We start from the raw sequence: 23,189 nt of genomic DNA on the forward strand, positions 1-23,189 counted from the left end.
CTCTGTCAGCAGCATTCCTGATGCAGGCCCTTGAAGAGCAGCATCAGTTCGGATTCGTCCGGGGTACGTTTTTCGAGGGCGACGAAACGCCGCACCATCTCCAGCAGCAGGTGTGCCTCCAGATCGCCGAGTTGGCGCCCGAGGGCGGCGAAGACCGACTTCACGGCACGGGTGCCGGAGTGTTTGCCCAGCACCACGCGATGCTCCCGCCCGACGATGGCCGGATCGAAACCTTGGTAGTTGTGCGGGTCCTTGAGCAGGCCATCAACATGGATGCCTGCTTCATGCGTGAACACGTTCGACCCGGTCAGGCTTTTCTGGGCCGGAATCGGTCGCCCCGAAGCCTTGGCTACGCACTGGGCGAGTACCGGAAAATTGCACAGTTCAACGCCGGTTTCGAGCTTGTAACACTGACGCAAACCGAGCACGACTTCTTCCAGCGCCGCATTGCCGGCCCGCTCTCCAAGCCCGCCGACCGTGGTGTTCAGATGGCTGGCACCGGCCCGTGCTGCCGCCAAGGTGTTGGCCGTGGCCATGCCCAGATCGTTATGAGCATGCATCTCGATTTCGAGCCGGGTCGTCTTGCGCAAGGCCTTGATGGCGCGCTCCACGCCGAAGGGCTCCATGATGCCCAGGGTGTCGGCAAAGCGCAGGCGACGCGCGCCCGCCCGGGCCGCTACCTCGGCAATCTGGGCGAGAAAGGCGGGGTCGGCCCGTGAAGCGTCCTCCATGCCGATACTCACTTCCAGGCCAAGGTCGCGGGCGAAATGCACCAGACGATGGATCTCGGAGAGCAACCAGCTGCGCGGGCGCCCCAGCTTGCTGGCCAGGTGCTGGTCGGAAGAGGGCGCCGAGATGTCGATCAGCTGCGCGCCGAGACCGGCGCAGGCGGAGATGTCACGTTCATTCAGGCGGGCCCACACCATCAGCCGGGCTTGCAGACCCAGCTCGGCAATGGCGCGAATGCAGTCACGCTCGGCTTCGCCCATGGCCGGGATGCCAACCTCCATCTCCGGCACGCCCAGCGCGTCGAGCTGGCGGGCGATATCCAGCTTCTCGGCGGCGCTGAAGGCTACGCCGGCGGTTTGCTCACCGTCGCGCAGTGTGGTGTCGTTGATGATGATCCTGCGGCCCATGCCCAGCCCCTTTGGTTGCCTTGGCTGTATTCAGCAAGCACGGTGCCAGAACTTATCCGCATGATTTAAAAGGGATAAATTAAGAGGCGGGAGCGTTTGTGTGGGGGCTTGGTGACAAAACCCTGCAGGATTTGCGACAGCAGCGTCAGCTGCGCACGATCTTCAGGATTTGTACTAGCGCGGCTGGCTGCTGGGTGAGATCGGCCAGGGTGTATTCATCCAGCGTGGCGTAGAGCGCATCGAAGGCGCGGCGCAGGGCGCCCGCCAGTTTGCAGTTCGGAGTGATCCGACAAGTGTCGTTGGCGCTGAAGCATTCCACGATCGGGCCGTCGCCCTCGGCTTCGCGTACAACCCGGCCGATGCGGATCTCGCTCGCCGGCAAGGCCAGGCGGATGCCGCCGCCCTTGCCACGCAGGGCTTCGATCACGCCGGTCTTGGCTAGATGCTGCACCACTTTCATCAGGTGGCTTTCCGAGATGCCATAGGCTTCGGCGATGCCCTGAATGGTGGCGAGGCGGTCCTGATTCAGCGCGAGGTACATCAGCACGCGCAGGGTGTAATCGGTGAAGGTGGTGAGTTTCATGGCGGGCGACGATCTTTTCCTGCTGCGAACGATACAGGCTTACGCCCTTGGCGGCTGCATCAAAACAGGCCGAGGCTGGCCGAATGGGTGATGGCCACGCACACGATGTAGGCCACGCAGAGCAGCGCGCCGCCGAAAGCCAGCGCCGCGCGCCGGGGCGGCTGGCCGGCCTTGAGCGCCAGACGGCCAAGCAGGATGTAAGCGACGAGCGCCAGCACCTTGGCGGTGATCCAGCCATGCACGAAGGGAATCTGCTGCAGCAGGGTGGCGAGCCAGATCGCCGCACTCAGCAGCACCGTGTCGACCACATGCGGGGCGATGCGCAGCAGGCGCCAGCGCCGCCAGTCGATGCCCGCCAGCTGCAGGCCGCCGCGCAGGCTGAAGAGGCTGATGCTGAGGCCGGCACACCACATGTGCAGGGCCTTGATCGTGAGGTAGTCCATGCCGGGATTGTGCAAGAAAAAGCCCGCGCTGGAGGGCGCGGGCGGGTGATGAAGCGGCTTAGCGTTCGGCGGTACGGACCTGCCCAACTGCTTCGGGCTGGCGCCGCTTGCCGAGCAGGCGCAAGGCGAACACGCCGAGGCATAGCACGCCGATGGCAAACACGATGTCGCCCGGCACACGCAGCCACACCAGGGTGTGCATCACGGCGGACTGCACGATCTCCGGCGAGCGGGCATACCACAGGCCTTCGCTGACGCTGGCCCAGGCTTGGTAGATGCCGGCCGGTACCAGCGAGATGAAGACCATCATCGCTAGGCCGATATTGAGCATCCAGAACATGCGCTTGAGCCACACATCCTGCCAGTTCTCGCGCGGCATCAGGCCCCGCAGGCAGAACAGCATCAGGCCGATGCCGAGCATGCCGTACACCCCGAACAGCGCGGCATGGCCGTGTGCCGGTGTCATGTTGAGGCCTTGCATGTAGTACAGCGAGATCGGCGGGTTGATCGAGAAGCCCAGCAGACCTGCGCCCACCGAGTTCCAGAAGCCGACGGCGACGAAGCACAGGATGATCCAGCGGTAGCTCGCCACCCACGGCGCGGCCTGGCTGCGCTGATAGTTGCGATAGCCTTCGAAGCCGATCAGGGCCAGCGGTACCACTTCCAGCGCCGAGAAGATGGCGCCGATGGCGATCACCGAGGTCGGCGTGCCGGTGAAGTAGAGGTGGTGCAGGGTGCCGAGGATGCCGCCGAAGAGGAACACGATGGTTTCCATCACGATCGCGGCGTTGGCCGAGGCCGAGCGGATCAGGCCGAGGCGCGTGAAGATCAGGGCGATCACGGCGGTGGCGAACACCTCGAAGAAGCCTTCCACCCACAGGTGCACCAGCCACCAGCGCCAGTACTCGATCATCGAGTAGTGGCTGTGCTGGCCCCACATCAGCGAGCTGGCGTAGAAGCCGCCAATGCAGGTGGCGGACAGGAACACCATGGCGATCAGGCCACGCGATTCGGAGGGCTTCTTGAGTGCCGGCCACAGGCCACGTGCCATCAGGCCCAGCCAGATCATCAGGCCGGCGAACAGGCCGTACTGCCAGATGCGGCCCATGCTGGTGTATTCGAGGCCTTGGTTACCGAGCCAGAAGCTGAAATTGGTGCCCAGGCGTTGCAGAGTGCCGATCCAGCCGCAGGCAATCGAGCCGACCACGATCAGCAACAGGGCGTAGAACAGCACGTTCACCCCGAGTGCCTGGAACTTCGGTTCGTGACCGGAGAGCGCCGGCGAGATGTAAAGACCGGTGGCCAGCCAGGCGGTGGCGATCCACAGCACGCCAAGCTGGGTGTGGATGGTGCGGCTCACCGTGAAGGGCAGCACTTCGGCCAGCGGGATGCCGAAGAAGCTCTGCCCTTCCACCGCGTAGTGGGCCGAGACCACACCCATCACCACCTGCAGCAGGATCAGGCCGATCACCACATAGAAGTACTTGGTGGTGGCGCGCATCGAGGCCGTCGGCTTGAGTTCGAACAGCGGGTCATGGGCCGGTGGGGTCGGGTCGTCTTCTTCCTTGGAGGCCGAATGCCAGGCAATCATGAAAGCCACGCCGGCGATCAGCAGCACCACGCTAACGATGGACCAGATGCCGTTGCCGGTAGTCGGTACATTGTCGATCAGCGGTTCGTGCGGCCAGTTGCTGGTGTAGGAGAGGTCCTTCTCGCCCGGGCGGTCGGTGGCTGAAGACCAGGCCGACCAGAAGAAGAAGGCCGGCAGAGCCTTCAGGTCTGCGGGATCCTTGAGGGTGTCCTTGACCATCGCGTACTGCTCACGCAGCGCGTCGAGCGACGTGTCGCTGCCGAACAGGCCAGTGTAGTGCTGCACCAGTTCGCGCACCACTTTGGCGCGCTCCACGCTCAGGGTGACCGTGCCGCTGGCGGCATCCCAGGTATTGCTGCGCAGCTCGCTCTTCACGCGGGCGCCGATCAGCGCTTGCTGATCGCTCGCCAGCGTCGCGTAGCTTTGCTGGAAGGCTTTCTGTGCGAGCGCTTCACGCAGGCCAATAGCCTCGCGGTGCAGCCAGTCGGCCGACCAGTCCGGCGCCACATAGCTGCCGTGGCCCCAGACCGAGCCGAGTTGCTGGCCGCCGGCCGACAGCCAGGCCTCCTGGCCGTGCATGACTTGGCCCTCCTCGAAGACCACGCTGCCGTCGCTGGCGACGACGCGGGTCGGAATGGGCGGGGCCGAGAGGTAGATCTCATGGCCGATCCAGCCCAGCACGGCAAACGACAGCAAGAAGATTGCTGCCAGCCATTGCCACAGCTTGCGTGACGATTTCATGTCCGGATTCTCCAGAAGGTGAGGACGGGTGTTTATAAGAGGTACTTTATGTGAATCTTCTAAAAGATGCAATAAAAGTGAATCTTATGTGTCCGGATCGATCGTGCTGCCTGCGCACGGCATTTGCTTATGCGGAAGATGTCTGAGCATGCTCAAAAACTGCATGCAGAATCCGGTCAACGCATCAGGCCTTAGTGCCGTTACTCCTCACATGTGCCAGTTACTCGGTATGAATTCGCTGAAGCCTGCCCGCCTGAGTTTTTCGCTCGAGGGCTTCCTGCGTCGTGGGGGCGAAACGGACGAGCACGCAGATGGCTGGGGCATCGCCCTGTATGAGGATCGCCGCTGCCAGTTGCTGATTGATGAACTGCCGTCTGCCCGCTCACCGCTGGCCGAGTGGATCCAGCTCTATTCCGGCCGCTCGCGTAACGTCATCGCGCATATCCGCAAGGCGACTCAGGGCAGCATCAGTGCCACCAACTGCCACCCCTTCCTGCGCCACTTGTGGGGGCAGGAATGGTCCTTCGCCCACAACGGCAATCTGGATGTCAGCAAGTTGCCGGCGCCGGTCTGCTTCACGCCCTGCGGCCAGACCGACAGCGAACACGCCTTCTGCCTGTTGCTGGATGGCCTGTTCAGCCGTTTCGGCCGCCAGGCGCCGGGGCTGGCGCAACTGAGCCAGACCCTGGCCGAACTGGCGCGCCTGATCGCTGCGGCTGGCAGCTTCAATTTCGTGCTGTCCAACGGCGAATGGCTGTTCACCCACCGCAGTACCGAGTTGCACTATCTGCAGCGGGCCTATCCCTTTGGCCGGGCACATCTGCTCGATTGCCCGCTGGGTATCGATTTTTCCCGCCACAACGAGCAGGACGACCGCATGATCATCGTCGCCACCCGACCGCTCACGGACGAGCACTGGCAGCCCCTGCCGGTGGGTGAGCTGGCCGTATTTGCTGAGGGGCGACGCGTGGCGTGCTGAGCCGCGCTCACGCAATTCTGCCGATTTCCGTCTCCTGACTGCCGCTAGCGGGCAGTTTCCAGTCGTTTGCCGACGCGCGACAGCGCAAAGCAGAAGGCCCAGTAGATGAAGGCGATGAAGAGATAGCCTTCGAGATAGAAACTGCGCCAGTCGGCATCACCGCCGAGTGCCAGCGAGAGCGCGCCGGTGAGTTCGTGCAGGCTCACGATGGAGATCAGCGAGCTGTCCTTGAAAATCCCCACAAAGCTGTTGACCAGTGCCGGCAAGGCCTTGCGCAAGGCCTGCGGCAGTACGATCCACAGCAGGGCCTGCCATGTGCGCATGCCCAGTGCGCGGGCGGCCAGTAATTGCCCTGCAGGAATGGCCTGCAGGCCACCGCGGATCACCTCGGCCAGATAGGCTGCTGCGAAGGCCGCGATACTTACGATCACCCGCGGCAGGATGTCCAGCCGCCAAGCTGTAGGCAGCAGCAGGGGGAACAGGAAGGCTGCCATGAACAGCAGGCTGATCAGCGGTACGCCGCGGATCAGCTCGATATAAGTCACACACAGGCTGCGCAGCAGCGGCAGGGATGAGCGCCGCCCCAATGCGAGCAGCACAGCCAGCGGGAAGGCCAGCAGGGTGCCGCCCAGCGAGACCAGCAGGGTCAGTGGCAAGCCCCCCCACAGCTTGGTCGGCACCGGGCTCAGTCCGCCGATATCGCCCCGCATCAGGGCGACTGCCAAAAGCAGGATCAGGCCCGCCAGCGCGGCGAAGCGCAATTGCCACAGCTGGCGCCAGCAGGCAGCGCCGAGCACTGCGATGATCAGCAGGGTGGCCAGCAAGGGTCGCCATTGTTCTTCGAAGGGGTAGCGGCCAAACAGCAGCAGGCGATGCTTTTCAACAATGACTCCCCAGCAGGCACCGGTACCACGCGCCGCGCGGCAGGCTTCCAGGTCGGAACTCCAGATTGCATGCACAAGCCCCCAGCTGAGGAGTGGCCAGAGCAGGGCTGCCCCCAGCAGAATCCAGAGAATCGTGCGTTTGCGTGGCTGGCGGATCATCGCGTTCCTCGCAGGGCAACGCGGGCGTTATACAGATTGACCAGTGCTGCGGTGATGAGCGAGAGCGTCAGATACACCGCCATCACGATCACGATGCACTCGAAGGCGCGGCCAGTCTGGTTCAGTGAAGTGTTGGCGACCGACACCAGTTCCGGATAGCCCACCGCCACCGCCAGCGAAGAGTTCTTGATCAGATTCAGATACTGGTTGCCCATTGGCGGCACGATCGCGCGCAAGGCCAGCGGGAACACCACTTCGCGCAGCACCTGCAGAGGTCGCATGCCCAGCGCGCGTGCTGCATCGATCTGGCCCTGGGCGACGGACTGGATCCCGCCGCGCACGATTTCGGCGATGAACACCGCGCTGTAAAGGCTCAGTGCGATCAAGACGGCGAGGAACTCGGGGCTCAGTGACCAGCCACCGCTGATGCCGAAGCCTTCAGCTAGAGGCACATCCAGTGAGCAGGCTGCGCTGCAATCTAATGCCGGCAGGAACAGGCCGCCCTTGCTGATCAGCACGCCGGGGAAAGGCGCCAAGGCGTTGCTGGCTTCCGGCAGCAAACCGGTCAGGGCGAAGTAGCAGATCAGCAATTGCAGCAGCAGTGGGATATTGCGCAGGGTTTCAACCAGTGCGTCGCACAGCCGACGTGGCAGCGGATGCTCTGCGAGTCGCCCCAGCCCGATCAGGATGCCAAGCAAGGTTGCCAGGAGGATTGCGGGCAGGGCTACGCGCAGAGTATTCAGGCTGCCGGTGAGAAAGGCGCGCCACATCGGCTGGCTGGCGTCATACGCCAGTAGCCCTTCGCCGATTTCGAAGCCGGCCGGATCGAGCAGGAAGTCGAAACCAGCACGGATGCCGCGCTCCCGCATGTGCTCCAGCACGTTGTGCCCCAGCCAGCCCAGCAGCAGGGCAAGCAGGCACAGCAGCAGAATCTGGGGCAGCCAGCGCAGAAGGGGGCGAAGCATGATCTCTCTTCAAATGAGACGGGCCGCTGAGCGGCCCGTCGATGTGGCAAATCCGGAAGACTCAGCGAACCGGCGGTGCGTAGAGGATACCGCCCTTGTTCCACAGATTGTTGAGGCCACGTGGCAGCTTCAGCACCGATTCGGGCCCCACGTTGCGGGCGAAGATCTCACCGTAATTGCCGACGGCCTTGATCGAGCGGTAAGCCCAGTCACGATCAAGTCCGAGGAGCTTGCCGGTGTCTTCCGTGGAGCCCAGCAGGCGGCCAATGGCCGGATCCTTGTTCTCGGCACGAATCCGGTCGACGTTGGCGCGGGTGATGCCGTATTCCTCGGCTTCGATCAGAGCGAAGGCCACCCAGCGCACGATGGAAAACCATTCGTCATCCCCGCGGCGCACCGCCGGACCGAGCGGCTCCTTGGAGATCACCTCAGGCAGGATCACATAGTCATCCGGATTCTTGGCTTCCTTGTTGCGCACGCCGGCCAGCCCTGAAATGTCGGTGGTGTAAGCCTGGCAGCGTCCCGAGAAGAAGGCTTTGAAGGATGCTTCGAAACCTTCGAAAACCACCGGCTTGATCTTGATGCCCTGGCTGCGGAAGTAGTCCGCCAGGTTCTTTTCGTTGGTGGTGCCGGACTGCACGCAGACCTCGGCATTCTTCAACTGTTTGGCACTCGTAACCTTCAGCTTCTTCGGCACCAGGAAGCCCTGGCCGTCGTAGTAGGTCACGCCAGTGAAGTTGAGCCCTAGCGAAGCATCACGATTGAGGGTCCAGGTCGTGTTGCGCGCCAGCACGTCTACCTCGCCGGACTGGATGGCGGAGAAGCGTTGCTGCGAGTTCAGCGGTACGAAGCTCACCTTGTTCGCGTCTCCCAGAACCGCCGCCGCGATGCCGCGGCACAGGTCCACATCGAAACCGCTCCAGTTGCCCTGGCTGTCCGGCAGTGAGAAACCGGCGACACCCGTGCTGACCCCGCACTGGATATTGCCGCGGGCTTTGATGGCGTCCAGCGTCTTGCCGGCGTGGGCGGGTGTCGCCAGCAGCGAAGCTATCAGCAGAGGAAGTGTGAGGCTCAGGCGACGCAGGGAGATGCCGTGCATGGTGGGCTCCTGGAAGGCAAAACAGGAGACTACCAACTGCAGGGGCAATCCAGAAGTGGAATTTTCTTCTATCAAAATTCCATCCGGGTGCTTCAGGCAAGCGCTTGCGCGAACCCTGTTTTGCCTGCTTCAGGCTTACTTGCGGCCGAACTTGCTGGCCAACAGAGCGAGTTTTTCCTGGCGCTCGGTTTCGGCGCGTGCTTCCTTTTCAGCCTTTTCCTTGGCGGCCTTTTCAGCCTTGTGTTCTTCGGCGCGCTTCTTGAAGCGCTCGATCAGTTCCTTGCTGGCCAGTCCGCGCTGTTCTTCGCTCACTTCGCCAGCCGGGCTGCCGTCCAGATTGAAGCGTTGGGTCGCACTCTGCAGATTCTTCAGGTAGCGCACCGAGCGGGTGTGCATGCCCAGTGCGCCGCGCAGCAGCTTGGCGGGGATGTCCGCCCGGGCAGCCAGCAATTGCTTGTCGATGCCGATCGCCATGGGCTGATGCTCTCCGATCAGCTTGTATTGCTGCTGCAGTTGCTTCAGCAAGGCCGAAGCAGATGCTGCGGGGGCTGCGGGAGTGCTGGGGGAAGAGGCGTCAGTCATTTCAGTCATCGTGTGAAAGTGTGCAGGTGCGCAGTTTAACCAGTCAGAAGCAGGCTTGCCTGCATGCTTTGCACGGTTCCGGCTGTTTGGCGTGCTGGATTACCGCATTTACTGGGGGCAGGAGGTGGCTTGAGGAGCCCGGCTTTTCTATCTCAGAGGGCTGATTGAAGGCCTGTGGCACATAGGTTTTTCCCTTATACCCCTGCTTTTCACAGGGGCAAGACGCTATTGACGTGACATACTAAATGCTCAAGTCAGGTGGGTTGCCCGGACAGAGAGAGGCTCCTGCATGGCAGCGGCCGCCGCACTGAATGCGGGTGAGCGACTGTTGCCGGAGGAGTGCGGCGCGCACTGCGCCCGGGGTACCGGGGAATCCAGGTGTGAATTTACCTGGAGGCTTTCATGGATCAAGACAATCGCCGCGCAGCAGGCATGCAGATGAACCGGCGCCAGTTTTTCAGGATTTCGGCGGCCGGGCTGAGCAGTTCCGGTCTGGTGTTGATGGGGGCTTATTCCGGCGAAGCACATGCCGAGGTGCGCCAATACAAGCTGGCCCGCACCCGTGAAACGCGCAACACCTGTACTTACTGCTCGGTGGGCTGCGGCCTGCTGATGTACAGCTTGGGCGATGGCGCCAAGAACGCCAAGGCCGAGATCATCCACATCGAGGGCGACCCGGATCATCCGGTCAGCCGTGGTGCGCTGTGCCCCAAGGGCGCCGGCCTGCTTGATTTCATCCATGCCCCGGGGCGCCTCAAATTCCCTGAAGTGCGCGAGGCGGGCAGCAAAGAATGGAAACGCATCTCCTGGCATGAGGCCATCGAACGTGTGGCCAAGCACATGAAGGCCGACCGCGATGCCAATCTGATCGAGAAAAACGCCGAGGGCGTGCCGGTCAATCGCTGGCTCTCCACCGCCATGCTGACGGCTTCGGCCTCATCGAACGAGACCGGCATCATCACGCAGAAATTCATGCGCTCGCTGGGCATCGTCGCCACCGATGCGCAGGCCCGCGTGTGTCATGGCCCGACCGTGTCGGCGCTGGCCTCGACCTTCGGCCGCGGCGCGATGACCAACAGCTGGGTCGATATCAAGAATGCCGACTTTGTGCTGGTGATGGGCGGCAACGCGGCCGAAGCGCATCCGGTGGGCTTCCGCTGGGCGATCGAGGCCAAGAAGCAGCGCGGCGCCAAGCTGATCGTGGTGGATCCGCGCTTCAACCGCACGGCTGCGGTGGCCGATCATTACGTGCCGATCCGCGCGGGTTCCGACATTGCCTTCCTCGGCGGCATCATCAACTGGCTGATCAAGCACGACAAGATCCAGTGGGACTACGTCAAGGCCTACACCAATGCCAGCGCCATCGTGCAGGAAGGCTATGCCTTCGATGAGGGCCTGTTCTCCGGCTACAACGAGGAGAAGGGCAGCTACGACAAGAAAACCTGGAACTACGAGCTGGACGACAAGGGCATCGCCAAGGTCGATCCCACGCTGCAGCATCCGCGCTGCGTGTGGAACCTGATGAAGCAGCACTACGAGCGCTACACGCCGGAAGTGGTGAACAATCTCACCGGCAGCCCGGTCGAGGGCTTCGAGCTGGTGTGCAAGCATCTGGGCGACACCTGCACGCCGGACAAGGTGGGCACCATCCTCTACGCGCTGGGCTGGACGCAGCACACCACCGGCGCGCAGAACATCCGCACCATGGCGATGATCCAGCTCCTGCTCGGCAACATCGGCATGCCCGGCGGCGGCGTGAATGCCCTGCGTGGCCACTCCAACATCCAGGGCCTGTCGGATCTGGGCCTGCTGTCGACCTCGCTGCCCGGCTATCTCACGCTGCCCAACGAGAAGCTGCACCCGACGCTGGATGCCTATCTCACCCAGACCACGCCCAAGCCGCTGCGCGACGGGCAGCTCAACTACTGGAGCAATACGCCCAAGTTCTTCATCAGCCTGATGAAGTGGTTCTGGGGCGACAAGGCCACCAAGGACAACAACTGGGGCTACGACTGGTTGCCGAAGTGGGACAAGATGTACGACGTGCTGCACATCACCGAGCTGATGTATCAGGGCAAGATCAACGGCTTCATCGTGCAGGGCTTCAACCCATTGGCTTCGTTCCCGGATGCGCACAAGGTGCGCGACGCCTTCTCGAAGCTCAAGTACATGGTCATCATCGACCCGATCGCCACCGAGACCTCGACCTTCTGGCAGAACCACGGCGAATCGAACGATGTGGATTCCGCCTCGATTCAGACCGAGGTGTTCCGCCTGCCTTCGACCTGCTTTGCCGAAGAAGACGGTGCCATCGTCAATTCCGGCCGCTGGCTGCAATGGCACTTCAAGGGTGCCGAGCCACCCGGCGAGGCGCGCGGCGATCAGGAGATCATCGGCGAACTCTTCGTTGCCCTGCGCGAGCTGTATCGCAAGGAAGGCGGCAAGGGCGCCGAGCAGGTTCTGAATCTCTCCTGGCCCTACCGCGATCCGAAGAACCCGACGCCGGAAGAGCTGGCCAAGGAGCTCAACGGCCGCGCGCTGGCCGACATCCCTGATCCGGCCGACAAGAGCAAGGTGCTGGTGAAAAAGGGCGAGCAGCTGCCCGGCTTCGCCACGCTGCAGGACGACGGCAGCACGCTGTGCGCCTGCTGGATCTTCTCCGGCTGCTGGACTCAGGCCGGCAACCAGATGGCACGCCGCGACAACACCGATGTGGGCCTCGGCAACACGCCGGGCTGGGCCTGGTCCTGGCCGGCCAACCGGCGCATCCTCTACAACCGCGCGTCCTGCGACCCGGCCGGCAAGCCTTGGGACGCCACGCGCCGCCTCATCGCCTGGAACGGCGAGCGCTGGGCCGGCGCCGACGTGCCGGACTTCAAGGTGGACTCACCACCGGAAGCCGGCATGAACCCATTCATCATGAACCCGGAAGGCTTCGGTCGCCTGTTCTGCACCGACAAGCTCGTGGATGGTCCTTTCCCCGAGCACTACGAGCCGATGGAAACGCCGCTGGGCACCAATCCGCTGCACCCGAAGGTGGTCAACAGCCCGGCGGTGCGCATCTTCAAGGGCGACCGCGAGCGGCTCGGCAAGCACACCGAGTTCCCCTTCGTGGGCACCACCTACCGGCTTACCGAACACTTCCAGTTCTGGACCAAGTCGGTGCGCTTGAGTGCCATCGCTCAGCCCGAGCAGTTCGTGGAAATCAGTGAGGCGCTGGCGCAGGAGAAAGGCGTGAAGGCGGGTGACTGGGTCAAGGTCAGCTCCAAGCGTGGCTTCATCAAGGCGCGTGCGGTGGTGACCAAGCGCATCAAGCCGCTGACGGTGAACAAGCAGACGGTGCACCAGATCGGCATCCCGCTGCACTGGGGCTGGGAGACGCTGGCCAAGAAGGGCTACCTGACCAACATCCTGTCGCCCGCCGTGGGGGACTGCAACACGCAGACCCCTGAATACAAGGCTTTCCTTGTCAATCTGGAAAAGGCTTGAGGAGGCTGAATCATGGCACTGCAATCCCTCGACATCCTGCGCCGTTCCGCCACCACTACGCCCTCGACCCAGGTGCGCGCACCGATCGAAGTCGCCAAGCTCATCGATGTATCAACCTGCATCGGCTGCAAGGCCTGCCAGGTGGCCTGCTCGGAATGGAATGACATTCGTGAGGAGGTGGGCGAATGCGTCGGCGTGTATGACAACCCGACCGATCTTTCGGCCAAGGCCTGGACCGTCATGCGCTTCGCTGAAGTAGAAGAGCATGGCCGCCTCGAATGGCTGATCCGCAAGGATGGCTGCATGCACTGTGCAGACCCCGGCTGCCTGAAGGCTTGTCCATCTCCCGGCGCGATCATCCAGTACAAGAACGGCATCGTCGATTTTCACGAAGAGAACTGCATCGGCTGCGGTTACTGCGTGACCGGCTGCCCCTTCAACGTGCCGCGTATCTCCAAGGACGACGGCAAGGCCTACAAATGTTCGCTGTGTTCCGACCGAGTCGCGGTGGGGCAGGAGCCGGCCTGTGTGAAAACCTGCCCGACCGGCGCCATCCAGTTCGGCAGCAAGGAGGACATGAAGGACTACGCGGCGACCCGGGTGGCGGATCTCAAGCGCCGCGGCTTCGACAACGCAGGGCTCTACGACCCGCAAGGCGTAGGCGGCACCCATGTGATGTACGTGCTGCATCACGCCGACAAGCCCGAGCTCTACAGCGGCTTGCCGAGCAATCCGTCGATCAGCCCGCTGGTCTCGCTGTGGAAGGGTATGGCCAAGCCGCTCGCCACGCTGGCCCTGGCTGGGGTGGCGCTGGGCAGCCTGTTCCACTACGTGATGAAGGGACCGAACGAGGTCTCGAAGGAAGTCGAAGACGAGATCGACGCTGAAGACCGCCGCGAACGTGCAGAAAAGGAAGGTGCGAAATGATCCGCGATCCGAAGGACCTCAAGCGCTACAACGCCTCCGAGCGGGCCAACCACTGGGTAGTAGGCATGAGCTTCATCCTGCTCGCGCTCTCCGGCCTGGCCTTCTTTCATCCGGCCTTCTTCCCGCTCACCCAGCTCTTCGGCGGCCCGGTATGGACGCGCATCCTCCATCCCTGGGTAGGCGTGTTGATGGCAGTGGCCTTCTTCATCATCTTCGTGCGCTTCTACCGCCTCAACATCATGACGCCGGCGGATGTCGAGTGGCTCAAGAAGGCAAAGAACATGGTTGATGGCAATGACCATGACATGCCAGAGCAAGGCAAATACAACGGCGGGCAGAAGGCACTGTTCTGGACGCTCGGCGTCGGCATGCTGCTGATGACGGTGTCCGGCCTGCTGATGTGGCGCAGCATGTTTCATGTCGATACGCAGCTCGTGCGCGTGGCCGTGGTGGTGCATGCCGCCACCGCCGCCGTGATGATCGGCCTGATCTTCGTGCACGTGTATGCCGCGATCTGGGTGAAGGGCACCATCCGCGCCATGTGGTACGGCACCGTGACCCGCGCCTGGGCCAAGCAGCATCACCGTGGCTGGTATCGCCAGATGACCGGCAAGTGAGCCAAGCATGAGCTGCACAGTTCCTGTTCTTCCCTTGCCGGGCGGCGCGCCTGCTGACGAAGCTGATCACGCGCCGAGCGCGCTGGTTGAGGTGCTGCGCATACAGGCGGAAAGCCGCGCCGAGCAAGAGGACGAAGTCATCGAGGAGGTGCCCGTTGCTTTGAGCTACAACGGCATTTCGCATGCCGTGATGCTTGCGACGCCGACGGACCTCGAGGATTTCGCGCTGGGCTTCAGCATCAGCGAAGGTGTCGTGGAAAATATGGAGGAGATTCATGATCTCGAGGTCCAGCCGGGCTGCGCGGGCATTGTCATCGAGATGCAGATTGCCCAGCCGCGCTTTCTGGCCTTGAAAGAGCGGCGCCGTTCGCTGGCTGGCCGTACCGGCTGTGGTCTGTGCGGCGTGGAAAGCCTGACCTATGCCATTCGCCCACTGCCCGAGGGGCGCCTCGCTAGCGCTGCGTCCGTATCGGTCAGTGCGATCGATGAGGCCGTGCGGCAGCTTGCGCACTGGCAGCCTTTGCGTCAGCAGACGGGGGCCTCCCACGCGGCGGCCTGGGTGGATGGCGAGGGTCGGATCCGGATGGTCCGCGAAGATGCCGGGCGCCACAATGCGCTCGACAAGCTCGCTGGAGCCATGTTCCGCAGCCGGCATGAGGCAGGCGCTGGCTTCGTACTGGTCAGTAGCCGTGCCTCTTATGAAATGGTGCAGAAAGTGGTCGCGCTGGGCGCGGGGGCACTGGTTGCGGTGTCCGCGCCTACTGCCCTGGCGATCCGCACGGCAGAGGCCGCGGGTATCCTGCTCGTCGGTTTTGCGCGCCCTGGCCAGATGGTGGCTTATTGCCATGCAGAACGGCTCACCGGTGAAATGCCTCTGGCCGGTCAGGCCCGGCGCGGCATGATGTGAGTGTGAGCATCTCGCCCAACGATCAAGAAAATCATGAATCTTCCTGAACAGATCTCCTCGGCTATTGCGCCGATCCTTGTGCTTGCGCCGGATGCCCGGCTTTTTTCCCACCGCGCGCAACGCCTTCGGAGTCTGGCCCCCGGCCATGCGCTGGAAGCCTGGTTGCTGTGGCTGGCTGAACTGGTTGATGCGCAGCAGCGCGCCCTGGATGCGTTGGGCCCGAAGTTTGCGGTTGTATCTGATGCGGCGCTCGGAGCCGCCTGGCCCGAGGCCTTCGAGTATCTGCGCGGCAGTTTGGCTGCGGGTACTGATGAGCCTGATCCGGCGGTACTGGCGGCACGTATTCGGGACAATCTCGAGTTTGCGCGCGGCGAGCGCCCTGCAGAGGGCCGTAGCCAACTTGATCTGGTCCTCAGCGCAGCCCTCCAGGTGGTGTGGACGCTGCTTGCTTGGCGCCGGGTGGCGGCTTCTGCGCCGATCGTGCAACGCGCACAGTGCCCCTGTTGTGGCAGTGCCGCCCTGGGCGGGGTGATCCTTGCCGGTGAAGGGCGCGGCGGCCTGCGCTATCTTGAATGTGCTTTGTGTGCCACGCGCTGGCATATGGTGAGGGCGCACTGCAGTCTGTGCGACGCCGATGGTGTGGTCGATTACCTCGGCCTTGCACCTGACGCGCCCATCCAGGCTGAAACCTGTGATGCCTGCCACGGCTACATCAAGCTGTTCTTCCAGTCGCGGGATCCGGCCTTCGATCCGCTGGCTGATGATCTTGCCTCGCTGCTGCTTGATGTGCTGGTGGGCGAGCAGGGTTATGCAAGAGGGGCGCCCAATCTTTTCCTGCTCAGCGGCGAAGCAGCCTGAGCTTCTCCTGCGCCTGTGCGCTGCATGTCAGGCGGGCTGTACGTGCATGGGGTGAGGGCGATGGCCACTCAAGTCGCCATCGCCCTCCCAAGCTGTCACGTTAGTTAGAACGCATTCTCCCGATGCGGTGCAACGGCAGCCCTTACATTGGTTTCCGTCAGCTCAGGCGAGCACAGCTCGATGAAGCGATAGGCATAGCCGCGCAGGTAGTGGCCGCGGCGTACCGCGATCAGCGTGGTGTTGCGGGCGAACAGATGGGATGCGTCGATCAGGCGCAGATCGTGATCCTTGAGCGGATTGAAGGCGCTCGGCGCGATGATGCCAACTCCCAGCCCAAGTTCGACGTAAGACTTGATCACATCCGCGTCCAGTGCGGACATTACGATGTCCGGCGTCAGATTGGCTGCGGCGAAGGCCTTGTCGATCTTGCTGCGACCGGTAAAGCCTGAGTGGTAGGTGATCAGCGGATACTCAGCCAGGGCTTCGAGGCTCAGCGTGGTTTCGGCAAGCAGCGGGTGCCCGGCCGGCACCAGCACCGCGTGGTGCCAGTCGTAGAACGGGAAAGTCACCAGCTCTGGTTCATTGTCGAGCGATTCGGTGGCGATGCCGATATCCGCTTCGCCCGAGAGCAGTTGCTGGACGATCTCCTGTGGGCTGCCCTGATGCAGCGCCAGATGCACCTTGGGATATTCCTGTTTGAAGGTGGTGACAACCTTGGGGATCGCGTAGCGTGCCTGGGTGTGGGTGGTGACCACGGTCAGCTGGCCCTGGTCACGCTGGGTGAACTGGTCGGCGAGCTTCTTGATGTTGCGTGCGTCGAGCAGCATGCGTTCGACGATGACCACCAGTTCCTTGCCCGGTTCTGTCAGCCCCAGCAGGCGCTTGCCGCGGCGGATGAAAAGCTCGACGCCGAGCTCGTCCTCCAGATCCTTGATGTGCTTGGACACACCGGGCTGAGAGGTGAATAGCGCGTTGGCAACCTCTGTGAGGTTGTAGTTCTGGCGGACTGTTTCGCGCACGATGCGCAGTTGCTGGAAGTTCATGTTCAGATCCCCGCTGCGATGTAATGGTCGGACGCTGCTGCGGCAGATTGCTGGAAGACCTTCAGGCGCGAGGGCACCAGACGGACTTCGCTACCGGTCTGCAATTGCAGCGAGATGAGGCGTTCGAGCGGCAACTCCACCTCGTGATGATGTACGGTCTGGCCGGCATCGATACGTTCGAGCTCAACCCGGGCGGTAATGCCAAAAGCCTGGATGCGGGCAATGCGCGCACGGATGCCTTGCGACGAGGCCAGATCCGTCTCGATGTCGAGCTCATGCGGGCGGGCGAAAGCGATGACTTCAGCGCCCGGCGGGATGCTTGCTTCCGAGTGCGCAAGGCTGTGCTCGCCCACTTTCACTTCACCCTGTTCGGCTCGGCCATGGAACAGGTTTACCGCCCCCAGAAAACCATACACGAAGGGCGTTTTCGGCGTATTCCAGACTTCTTCCGGGCTGCCGATCTGCTCCACGCTGCCATGATTCATCAGCACCACGCGGTCGGCCACTTCAAGGGCTTCCTCCTGGTCGTGGGTCACGAAGATGCTGGTGATGTGCAGTTCGTCATGCAGCTTGCGCAGCCAGCGGCGCAGCTCCTTGCGGACCTTGGCATCGAGCGCGCCGAAAGGCTCATCGAGCAGCAACACCCGCGGTTCTACCGCCAGTGCGCGGGCGAGCGCGATGCGCTGGCGCTGGCCACCGGAGAGCTGGGAGGGAAAGCGATCGGCCAGCCAGTCCAGCTGTACCAGTTTGAGCAGATCCGTCACCTTGCGTTTGATGATCTCTTCCGAGGGACGTTCATGGCGCGGCTTCACGCGCAGGCCGAAGGCGATGTTGTCAAACACCGTCATGTGGCGGAACAACGCGTAGTGCTGGAACACGAAGCCGACCTGACGTTCGCGCACATGGGTGCCGGACGCGTCGTTGCCCTCGAGGATCACGTTGCCGCTATCGGCCGATTCGAGGCCGGCGATGATGCGCAGCAGCGTGGTCTTGCCGCAGCCGGAGGGGCCTAGCAGGGCGACCAGTTCGCCGGTCGGGAAGTCGAGCGAAACGTCGTTCAGCGCAATGAATGAACCGAACTGCTTGCGGATGTTCTGGACCTGGATGCTCATGCTTGTTCTTCCTGTTGGCTATCGCGAGCGGCTTGCCACTCGATGAAGGTTTTAAGTACCAGTGTCACCAAGGCCAACAGGGCCAGAAGCGAGGCCACGGCGAAGGCGGCGGCAAACTGGTATTCGTTGTAGAGAATCTCGATCTGCAGCGGCATGGTGTTGGTGAGGCCGCGGATATGCCCGGAGACAACGCTGACCGCGCCGAACTCGCCCATCGCCCGGGCATTGCACAGGATCACGCCGTAGAGCAGGCCCCACTTGATGTTGGGCAGGGTCACATGCCAGAAGGTCTGCCAGCCGTTGGCGCCCAGAACGATGGCGGCCTCTTCTTCTTCCTTGCCTTGGGCCTGCATCAGCGGGATCAGCTCGCGGGCGATAAAGGGGAAGGTCACGAAGATGGTGGCCAGTACGATTCCGGGTACGGCAAACACGATCTTCAGGTTGTTCTCGATCAGCCAGGGGCCGAACCAGCCTTGGGCACCAAAGATCAGCACATAAATCAGGCCAGCTACCACAGGCGACACTGAGAAGGGCAGATCGATCAGGGTGATCAGGAATTGCTTGCCGCGGAATTCGAACTTGGCAATGGCCCAGGCCGCCGACACACCGAAGACCAGATTCAAGGGCAGGGCGATCACGGTGGCGATCACCGTCAGTTTCACGGCAGCCAATGCGTCGGCCTCGGTGATCGCAGCCAGATACACATCCCAGCCCCGCTTGAAGGCTTCGACAAAGACGGTGGCCAGTGGCAGCAGCAGAAAAGCTGCGAAGAACAGCAAGGAAACCGTGACGATGCTCCACTTCACCCAGGCCTGGTCACGGGTTGCGGCCTTGTCTTCGAAGTGGCGCGGCGCGTTCAGTGAGGCCAGATGCGCAGCATTCAGGGTGGCAGTAGCAGCGGCCATGTCAGATTTTCCTTCCGATCCGGCGGGCCGACCAGGCCTGCAGGCTGTTGATGACGAAGAGGAGGGCAAAGGAGGCCAGCAACATCACCACGGCAAGGCTGGTCGCTCCGGCGTAATCGAATTGCTCGAGTTTGGTGATGATCATCAGCGGCGCGATCTCCGACACCATCGGGATGTTGCCGGCAATGAAGATCACTGAACCGTATTCGCCGACGGCCCGGGCGAAGGAGAGCGCAAAGCCTGTCAGTAGCGCCGGCAGCAAGGTCGGGAAAATCACATAGCGGAAGATCTGCCAGCGGTGCGCGCCGAGGCTTGCGGCGGCTTCCTCCAGCTCGGTTTCCAGATCCTCCAGCACCGGTTGAACGGTGCGCACCACGAAGGGCAGGCCGATGAAGACCAGCGCCAGCAATACGCCCCAGGGGGTGAAGGCAATCTTGATGTCATGCGCCGCAGCAAGGCTGCCCACCCAGCCCTTGGGCGCATAGATAGCCGTCAGCGCGATGCCAGCGACAGCGGTGGGCAGGGCGAAGGGCAGATCGACCAGCGAATCCACGATCTTGCGACCCGGAAAGCGATAGCGCACCAGCGACCAGGCCAGCAGCAGGCCGAACACCGCATTGATTGCCGCAGCAATCAGCGAAGCGCCAAAAGACAGGCGCAATGAAGCGAGCACTCGAGGGCTGCTGACCGACCACCAGAAATGCTCCCAGCCGCCCTGGGCTGTCTTGATGAATACCGCTGCCAGCGGGATCAACACGATCAGGGATAGGTAAAGCAGCGTGTAACCCAGGGTCAGCCTGAAGCCGGGCAGTACATGGGCCGAAGAGCGTCTTGAAGCGGTCATGGCGCAGAGCCTTATATGAAGTGACCGCAGTGTATGGCTCTGCTTATTCATTGCTAACTAATAAAAGCTGAAGTCCTTATTCCAATTTTGAGTAAAGAGGCTTGCCTTGGCCGGCCCTCTGCGAGCCAGGCTTTGCCTGGCATTGCAGGCCCATCCGTCGCGTTGATGCGCTTGTGAGGGCAGGGCGCCACTGATATGAAAGCGCTGCTTCTGGCGATCCTCCTCTGATGCTACAGGCATCCACCCCCTTGTTTGGGCTTATCAGGAAAGCGGATAAGCGAACAATTTTTAAATCGTTTTGCTGGCTAAAGACGGCGCATAAGCTGCTGCTCATCACGGAACTCCAATGCTTATGGCATCACAACGGAGCTTCCCGTCAAGGAGAGTGAAATGACAACAGCCGGTTCTCTTGTTCAGTCGCACAGCGAGGCGAAAGCGCCCGCTACTAAGGCCCTTCAGCCAGTACCGGCCGGGGAGCGCCTCAATATTCTGCAGCGTGCCCGCGAAAACGCGCTCGGGGAGCAGCTGCCCTTCGCGGGAGGGGTTACGCCGGCGCAAGCCTGGGATCTGTTCAGTGCGGGCGAAGCCTTGCTGGTAGATGTGCGCAGCGCAGAAGAGCGCAAGTTTGTGGGCCATGTGCCTGGTTCGCTTCATGTGGCCTGGGCGAACGGGACGGCTCTGACGCGTAACCCGCGCTTCGTGCGTGAGCTCGAAACCAAGGCCGGCAAGGAGCAGGTGATCCTGCTGCTGTGCCGCAGTGGCAAGCGCTCGGCCCTGGCGGCCGAAGCCGCCGCTAAGGCGGGCTTCAATCATGTTTTCAATGTGCTTGAAGGTTTCGAAGGTGATCTGAACGATCAGCAGCAACGCGGCGAGCACAACGGTTGGCGGTATTGGGGCCTGCCCTGGAACCAAGACTAAGGACGGGCGCCAATCTGCCGCACGGGTGCTATCTCGCAAATCGGGTGCTTAACGTATTCAGATACGTTTCCGTGTCTCCTGGCGACCTGGCTTCCGTTCGCGGTGATTGTTGTTCCGTTTTTTGGGGCGGTCGGGTGTTAACGAATTTCAATCAAGTCGGGGAGCAATAAATGAGCAAGGTCTTTTCGGATAATTCGCAATCCATCGGCGCTACGCCGTTGATCCGCCTCAATCGCATTACGGACGGCGCGGGTGCCACTGTGCTGGCCAAGATTGAAGGGCGTAACCCCGCCTACTCGGTGAAGTGCCGCATCGGTGCAGCATTGATTGCCGATGCTGAAAAGCGTGGCCTGCTCGGCCCGGGCAAGGAACTGGTTGAGCCCACTAGCGGCAATACCGGCATCGCACTGGCCTTCGTGGCCGCAGCGCGCGGTATTCCACTCACGCTGACCATGCCGGAAACCATGAGCCTGGAACGGCGCAAGCTGCTGGTGGCCTATGGTGCGAAGCTGGTACTGACCGAAGGCGCCAAGGGCATGAGCGGCGCGATTGCCAAGGCCGAGGAAATTGCTGCGTCTGACCCCAAATATGTGTTGCTGCAGCAGTTCAAGAACCCAGCCAACCCGGCGATTCACGAAGCCACCACGGGCCCCGAAATCTGGGACGCGACCGATGGCGCAGTGGATATCTTTGTCGCTGGCGTGGGTACCGGCGGCACGATTACCGGCGTGTCCCGCTATATCAAGCAAACCAAAGGCAAGGCGATCACCTCCGTAGCCGTTGAACCGGCCGCCAGTCCGGTGCTGACCCAGACGCGTAACGGCGAACCCGTGAAGCCCGGTCCGCACAAGATTCAGGGCATCGGCGCGGGCTTCGTGCCGGGCGTGCTGGATCTTTCGCTGGTGGATGCCATCGAGCAGGTCAGCAACGAAGACGCCGTTGAATACGCTCGTCGTCTGGCACGTGAAGAAGGCATCCTTTCCGGTATCTCAAGTGGTGCTGCTGCGGCTGCCGCAGTCAGGCTCGCTCAGAAGCCGGAGAACGCCGGCAAGACTATCGTGGTCATTCTGCCTGACTCAGGTGAGCGTTATCTGAGCTCGGTTCTGTTTGAAGGCTTGTTCGATGCAGCCGGGATTGCGGCATGAACATCGGGCTTTCGACACTGGACGGAGCCGGCGCCTCGGTGCTGGCTTCGGCCACATCGAACTGGGATCTGGACCGCGTCGTTGCCGGCCTGCGTGAAGTGCGCGAAGGCTGGCGTGAAGCCCAGCAACGCCGCCACGAGTACGGCGGGCGCGAGTTGCCGTCGCCGGAAACCTTGCGCCAGCTTCTGCTTGCCCTGCGCGGCGCGCTGTTTCCGATGCGTCTCGGTCCGGCCGACTTGCGGCAGGAAAGCGAGGATTTCTACGTCGGCCATACCCTGGACGCGGCGCTGAACAACCTGTTGGCTCAGGTGCGCCTTGAACTGCGCTACGCGGCCCGGCAGAGCAATGTGGGCGCGACCTCGCTTGAGCTGCAGGCCGTGGGCATCGTGCGCGATTTCGCGACTGCCTTGCCAGATATCCGCCGCTTGCTCGATACCGATGTGGAAGCCGCTTTTCGGGGCGATCCGGCTGCGCGCAGCGTTGATGAAGTGCTGCTGTGCTACCCCGGCATCGTAGCGATGATTCATCACCGCATCGCTCACAAGCTGCATCAGCTTGGCGTGCCGCTTCTGGCACGTATCGTGGCGGAATTGGCGCATTCCGAAACCGGGATCGATATCCACCCTGGTGCGCAGATCGGCCCCGGCTTCTTCATCGATCATGGCACCGGCGTGGTGATTGGTGAGACAGCTGTGATCGGCCGCAATGTGCGCGTGTATCAGGCCGTCACCCTGGGCGCCAAGCGCTTTACCAGCGATGAGGAAGGCAAGCTGCACAAGGGCTTGCCGCGTCATCCGATTGTTGAAGATGACGTGGTGATCTACGCCGGCGCCTCGGTGCTGGGGCGCGTCACCATCGGCAAAGGGTCTGTCATTGGCGGCAATGTCTGGCTGACGCGCAGTGTTTCCGCAGGTAGCAACGTCACTCAGGCCAACTCGCAGCATGAAGTGCTGAATCACGGTGGAGGGATTTGAGTATGAGTCCGGTCGTCAGCCGATTTCCTGGTGTCGTACGCCAGTTGCGCGAAGCGCGTGGCTGGTCGCAGGAAGAGCTTGCTGAGCGTGCCGATCTGAACCGCTCCTATGTGGGCGAGATCGAGCGCGGTATTGCCATGCCTTCACTGGTGACCATCAACAAGCTTGCCAGTGGTTTCGAGCTTCTGCCCTCCTATTTGCTGGCCCGCTGTGAGCAACATTGATGGCTTTGTGCTGGCGATAGCATGTTGAGACGCGCTTAGAAGAAAAGCATATTTATTAAGACGT

22 protein-coding genes are annotated in these 23,189 nt (G+C 62.3%); 10 read left to right on the plus strand and 12 right to left on the minus strand.

What is annotated here, in order from left to right; all coding sequences use genetic code 11:
• Nucleotides 1-5: 5 nt before the first annotated feature.
• From nifV to C0V76_RS12465, 4 genes are all read right to left on the minus strand, one after another.
• On the minus strand, nt 6-1,136 hold the full coding sequence (nifV, locus tag C0V76_RS12450) for a homocitrate synthase (protein ID WP_101942716.1): 1,131 nt from the start codon (nt 1,134-1,136) through the stop codon (nt 6-8).
• Nucleotides 1,137-1,281: 145 nt separating this feature from the next.
• The gene (locus tag C0V76_RS12455; RefSeq protein WP_101942717.1) at nt 1,282-1,719 is read right to left on the minus strand and encodes an Rrf2 family transcriptional regulator; all 438 of its coding nucleotides are present in this window, start codon (nt 1,717-1,719) and stop codon (nt 1,282-1,284) included.
• Between the two features lie 59 nt (nt 1,720-1,778).
• Nucleotides 1,779-2,162: a SirB2 family protein gene (locus C0V76_RS12460; RefSeq protein WP_101942718.1), complete on the minus strand. Its 384-nt coding sequence runs from the start codon at nt 2,160-2,162 to the stop codon at nt 1,779-1,781.
• Between the two features lie 58 nt (nt 2,163-2,220).
• The gene (locus C0V76_RS12465; RefSeq protein WP_101942719.1) at nt 2,221-4,494 is read right to left on the minus strand and encodes a nitric-oxide reductase large subunit; all 2,274 of its coding nucleotides are present in this window, start codon (nt 4,492-4,494) and stop codon (nt 2,221-2,223) included.
• A 211-nt stretch (nt 4,495-4,705) separates the two neighbouring features.
• On the opposite strand from C0V76_RS12465, the gene C0V76_RS12470 reads away from it, so the two are divergent.
• Nucleotides 4,706-5,473, plus strand: coding sequence for a class II glutamine amidotransferase (locus tag C0V76_RS12470; RefSeq protein WP_101942720.1), 768 nt, complete (start codon nt 4,706-4,708; stop codon nt 5,471-5,473).
• A 44-nt stretch (nt 5,474-5,517) separates the two neighbouring features.
• Here C0V76_RS12470 and C0V76_RS12475 read toward each other — a convergent pair whose 3' ends face one another.
• The 4 genes from C0V76_RS12475 to C0V76_RS12490 form a co-directional block, all read right to left on the minus strand.
• Nucleotides 5,518-6,516, minus strand: a complete 999-nt coding sequence (locus C0V76_RS12475) for an amino acid ABC transporter permease (RefSeq protein ID WP_101942721.1) — start codon at nt 6,514-6,516, stop codon at nt 5,518-5,520.
• Nucleotides 6,513-7,481, minus strand: a complete 969-nt coding sequence (locus tag C0V76_RS12480) for an amino acid ABC transporter permease (RefSeq protein ID WP_254048233.1) — start codon at nt 7,479-7,481, stop codon at nt 6,513-6,515. Before C0V76_RS12480 ends, C0V76_RS12475 begins: the two co-directional genes overlap by 4 nt.
• 61 nt (nt 7,482-7,542) lie before the next feature.
• Nucleotides 7,543-8,580 carry an amino acid ABC transporter substrate-binding protein gene (locus C0V76_RS12485; protein WP_101942722.1) on the minus strand — a complete coding sequence of 346 codons (1,038 nt, stop codon included), beginning with the start codon at nt 8,578-8,580 and terminating at the stop codon, nt 7,543-7,545.
• A 135-nt stretch (nt 8,581-8,715) separates the two neighbouring features.
• Nucleotides 8,716-9,162, minus strand: a complete 447-nt coding sequence (locus C0V76_RS12490; protein ID WP_101942808.1) for a ProQ/FINO family protein — start codon at nt 9,160-9,162, stop codon at nt 8,716-8,718.
• A 432-nt stretch (nt 9,163-9,594) separates the two neighbouring features.
• Between C0V76_RS12490 and fdnG the strand changes: the two genes are divergently transcribed.
• From fdnG to fdhE, 5 genes are read left to right on the plus strand one after another with little or no spacing between them, the layout of a single operon-like run.
• Nucleotides 9,595-12,651 carry a formate dehydrogenase-N subunit alpha gene (gene fdnG / locus C0V76_RS12495; RefSeq protein WP_101942809.1) on the plus strand — a complete coding sequence of 1,019 codons (3,057 nt, stop codon included), beginning with the start codon at nt 9,595-9,597 and terminating at the stop codon, nt 12,649-12,651.
• 12 nt (nt 12,652-12,663) lie between these two features.
• Nucleotides 12,664-13,578: a formate dehydrogenase subunit beta gene (gene fdxH / locus C0V76_RS12500; protein ID WP_101942723.1), complete on the plus strand. Its 915-nt coding sequence runs from the start codon at nt 12,664-12,666 to the stop codon at nt 13,576-13,578.
• Nucleotides 13,575-14,195 (plus strand): formate dehydrogenase subunit gamma, encoded by a 621-nt coding sequence (locus tag C0V76_RS12505; RefSeq protein ID WP_101942724.1) that lies wholly within the window; start codon nt 13,575-13,577, stop codon nt 14,193-14,195. The genes fdxH and C0V76_RS12505 overlap by 4 nt, the downstream gene beginning before the upstream one ends.
• Nucleotides 14,196-14,202: 7 nt before the next feature.
• Nucleotides 14,203-15,102 carry a formate dehydrogenase accessory sulfurtransferase FdhD gene (fdhD, locus tag C0V76_RS12510; protein ID WP_101942725.1) on the plus strand — a complete coding sequence of 300 codons (900 nt, stop codon included), beginning with the start codon at nt 14,203-14,205 and terminating at the stop codon, nt 15,100-15,102.
• Between the two features lie 33 nt (nt 15,103-15,135).
• On the plus strand, nt 15,136-15,960 hold the full coding sequence (gene fdhE / locus C0V76_RS12515) for a formate dehydrogenase accessory protein FdhE (RefSeq protein ID WP_101942726.1): 825 nt from the start codon (nt 15,136-15,138) through the stop codon (nt 15,958-15,960).
• A gap of 104 nt (nt 15,961-16,064) precedes the next feature.
• On the opposite strand, the gene C0V76_RS12520 is transcribed toward fdhE, so the two are convergent.
• From C0V76_RS12520 to cysT, 4 genes are read right to left on the minus strand one after another with little or no spacing between them, the layout of a single operon-like run.
• Complete coding sequence (locus tag C0V76_RS12520; RefSeq protein ID WP_101942727.1) at nt 16,065-17,003, minus strand: CysB family HTH-type transcriptional regulator; 939 nt, start codon at nt 17,001-17,003, stop codon at nt 16,065-16,067.
• Nucleotides 17,004-17,005: 2 nt separating this feature from the next.
• Nucleotides 17,006-18,115, minus strand: coding sequence for a sulfate/molybdate ABC transporter ATP-binding protein (locus C0V76_RS12525; protein ID WP_101942728.1), 1,110 nt, complete (start codon nt 18,113-18,115; stop codon nt 17,006-17,008).
• Complete coding sequence (gene cysW, locus C0V76_RS12530) at nt 18,112-19,020, minus strand: sulfate ABC transporter permease subunit CysW (RefSeq protein ID WP_101942729.1); 909 nt, start codon at nt 19,018-19,020, stop codon at nt 18,112-18,114. The genes C0V76_RS12525 and cysW overlap by 4 nt, the downstream gene beginning before the upstream one ends.
• A 1-nt stretch (nt 19,021) precedes the next feature.
• Complete coding sequence (gene cysT / locus C0V76_RS12535) at nt 19,022-19,864, minus strand: sulfate ABC transporter permease subunit CysT (RefSeq protein WP_101942730.1); 843 nt, start codon at nt 19,862-19,864, stop codon at nt 19,022-19,024.
• A gap of 390 nt (nt 19,865-20,254) precedes the next feature.
• Between cysT and C0V76_RS12540 the strand changes: the two genes are divergently transcribed.
• From C0V76_RS12540 to C0V76_RS12555, 4 genes are all read left to right on the plus strand, one after another.
• On the plus strand, nt 20,255-20,782 hold the full coding sequence (locus C0V76_RS12540) for a rhodanese-like domain-containing protein (RefSeq protein WP_101942731.1): 528 nt from the start codon (nt 20,255-20,257) through the stop codon (nt 20,780-20,782).
• 170 nt (nt 20,783-20,952) lie between these two features.
• Nucleotides 20,953-21,927, plus strand: coding sequence for a cysteine synthase A (cysK, locus tag C0V76_RS12545; RefSeq protein WP_101942732.1), 975 nt, complete (start codon nt 20,953-20,955; stop codon nt 21,925-21,927).
• Between the two features lie 41 nt (nt 21,928-21,968).
• Nucleotides 21,969-22,901, plus strand: a complete 933-nt coding sequence (epsC, locus tag C0V76_RS12550; RefSeq protein WP_371460189.1) for a serine O-acetyltransferase EpsC — start codon at nt 21,969-21,971, stop codon at nt 22,899-22,901.
• Between the two features lie 2 nt (nt 22,902-22,903).
• Entirely contained in the window at nt 22,904-23,125 is a 222-nt protein-coding gene (locus tag C0V76_RS12555; protein ID WP_101942734.1) for a helix-turn-helix domain-containing protein, read from the plus strand.
• Nucleotides 23,126-23,189 lie beyond the last annotated feature (64 nt).

This window comes from Uliginosibacterium sp. TH139 (genome assembly GCF_002855595.1).
GTDB lineage: Bacteria > Pseudomonadota > Gammaproteobacteria > Burkholderiales > Rhodocyclaceae > Uliginosibacterium > Uliginosibacterium aquaticum.

Coding starts and splice junctions, on each gene's coding strand:
- nifV (WP_101942716.1), bottom strand. CDS start 1,136: ATGGGCCGCAGGATCATCATCAACGACACCACACTGCGCGACGGTGAG.
- C0V76_RS12455 (WP_101942717.1), bottom strand. CDS start 1,719: ATGAAACTCACCACCTTCACCGATTACACCCTGCGCGTGCTGATGTAC.
- C0V76_RS12460 (WP_101942718.1), bottom strand. CDS start 2,162: ATGGACTACCTCACGATCAAGGCCCTGCACATGTGGTGTGCCGGCCTC.
- C0V76_RS12465 (WP_101942719.1), bottom strand. CDS start 4,494: ATGAAATCGTCACGCAAGCTGTGGCAATGGCTGGCAGCAATCTTCTTG.
- C0V76_RS12470 (WP_101942720.1), top strand. CDS start 4,706: ATGTGCCAGTTACTCGGTATGAATTCGCTGAAGCCTGCCCGCCTGAGT.
- C0V76_RS12475 (WP_101942721.1), bottom strand. CDS start 6,516: ATGATCCGCCAGCCACGCAAACGCACGATTCTCTGGATTCTGCTGGGG.
- C0V76_RS12480 (WP_254048233.1), bottom strand. CDS start 7,481: ATGCTTCGCCCCCTTCTGCGCTGGCTGCCCCAGATTCTGCTGCTGTGC.
- C0V76_RS12485 (WP_101942722.1), bottom strand. CDS start 8,580: ATGCACGGCATCTCCCTGCGTCGCCTGAGCCTCACACTTCCTCTGCTG.
- C0V76_RS12490 (WP_101942808.1), bottom strand. CDS start 9,162: ATGACTGACGCCTCTTCCCCCAGCACTCCCGCAGCCCCCGCAGCATCT.
- fdnG (WP_101942809.1), top strand. CDS start 9,595: ATGCAGATGAACCGGCGCCAGTTTTTCAGGATTTCGGCGGCCGGGCTG.
- fdxH (WP_101942723.1), top strand. CDS start 12,664: ATGGCACTGCAATCCCTCGACATCCTGCGCCGTTCCGCCACCACTACG.
- C0V76_RS12505 (WP_101942724.1), top strand. CDS start 13,575: ATGATCCGCGATCCGAAGGACCTCAAGCGCTACAACGCCTCCGAGCGG.
- fdhD (WP_101942725.1), top strand. CDS start 14,203: ATGAGCTGCACAGTTCCTGTTCTTCCCTTGCCGGGCGGCGCGCCTGCT.
- fdhE (WP_101942726.1), top strand. CDS start 15,136: ATGAATCTTCCTGAACAGATCTCCTCGGCTATTGCGCCGATCCTTGTG.
- C0V76_RS12520 (WP_101942727.1), bottom strand. CDS start 17,003: ATGAACTTCCAGCAACTGCGCATCGTGCGCGAAACAGTCCGCCAGAAC.
- C0V76_RS12525 (WP_101942728.1), bottom strand. CDS start 18,115: ATGAGCATCCAGGTCCAGAACATCCGCAAGCAGTTCGGTTCATTCATT.
- cysW (WP_101942729.1), bottom strand. CDS start 19,020: ATGGCCGCTGCTACTGCCACCCTGAATGCTGCGCATCTGGCCTCACTG.
- cysT (WP_101942730.1), bottom strand. CDS start 19,864: ATGACCGCTTCAAGACGCTCTTCGGCCCATGTACTGCCCGGCTTCAGG.
- C0V76_RS12540 (WP_101942731.1), top strand. CDS start 20,255: ATGACAACAGCCGGTTCTCTTGTTCAGTCGCACAGCGAGGCGAAAGCG.
- cysK (WP_101942732.1), top strand. CDS start 20,953: ATGAGCAAGGTCTTTTCGGATAATTCGCAATCCATCGGCGCTACGCCG.
- C0V76_RS12555 (WP_101942734.1), top strand. CDS start 22,904: ATGAGTCCGGTCGTCAGCCGATTTCCTGGTGTCGTACGCCAGTTGCGC.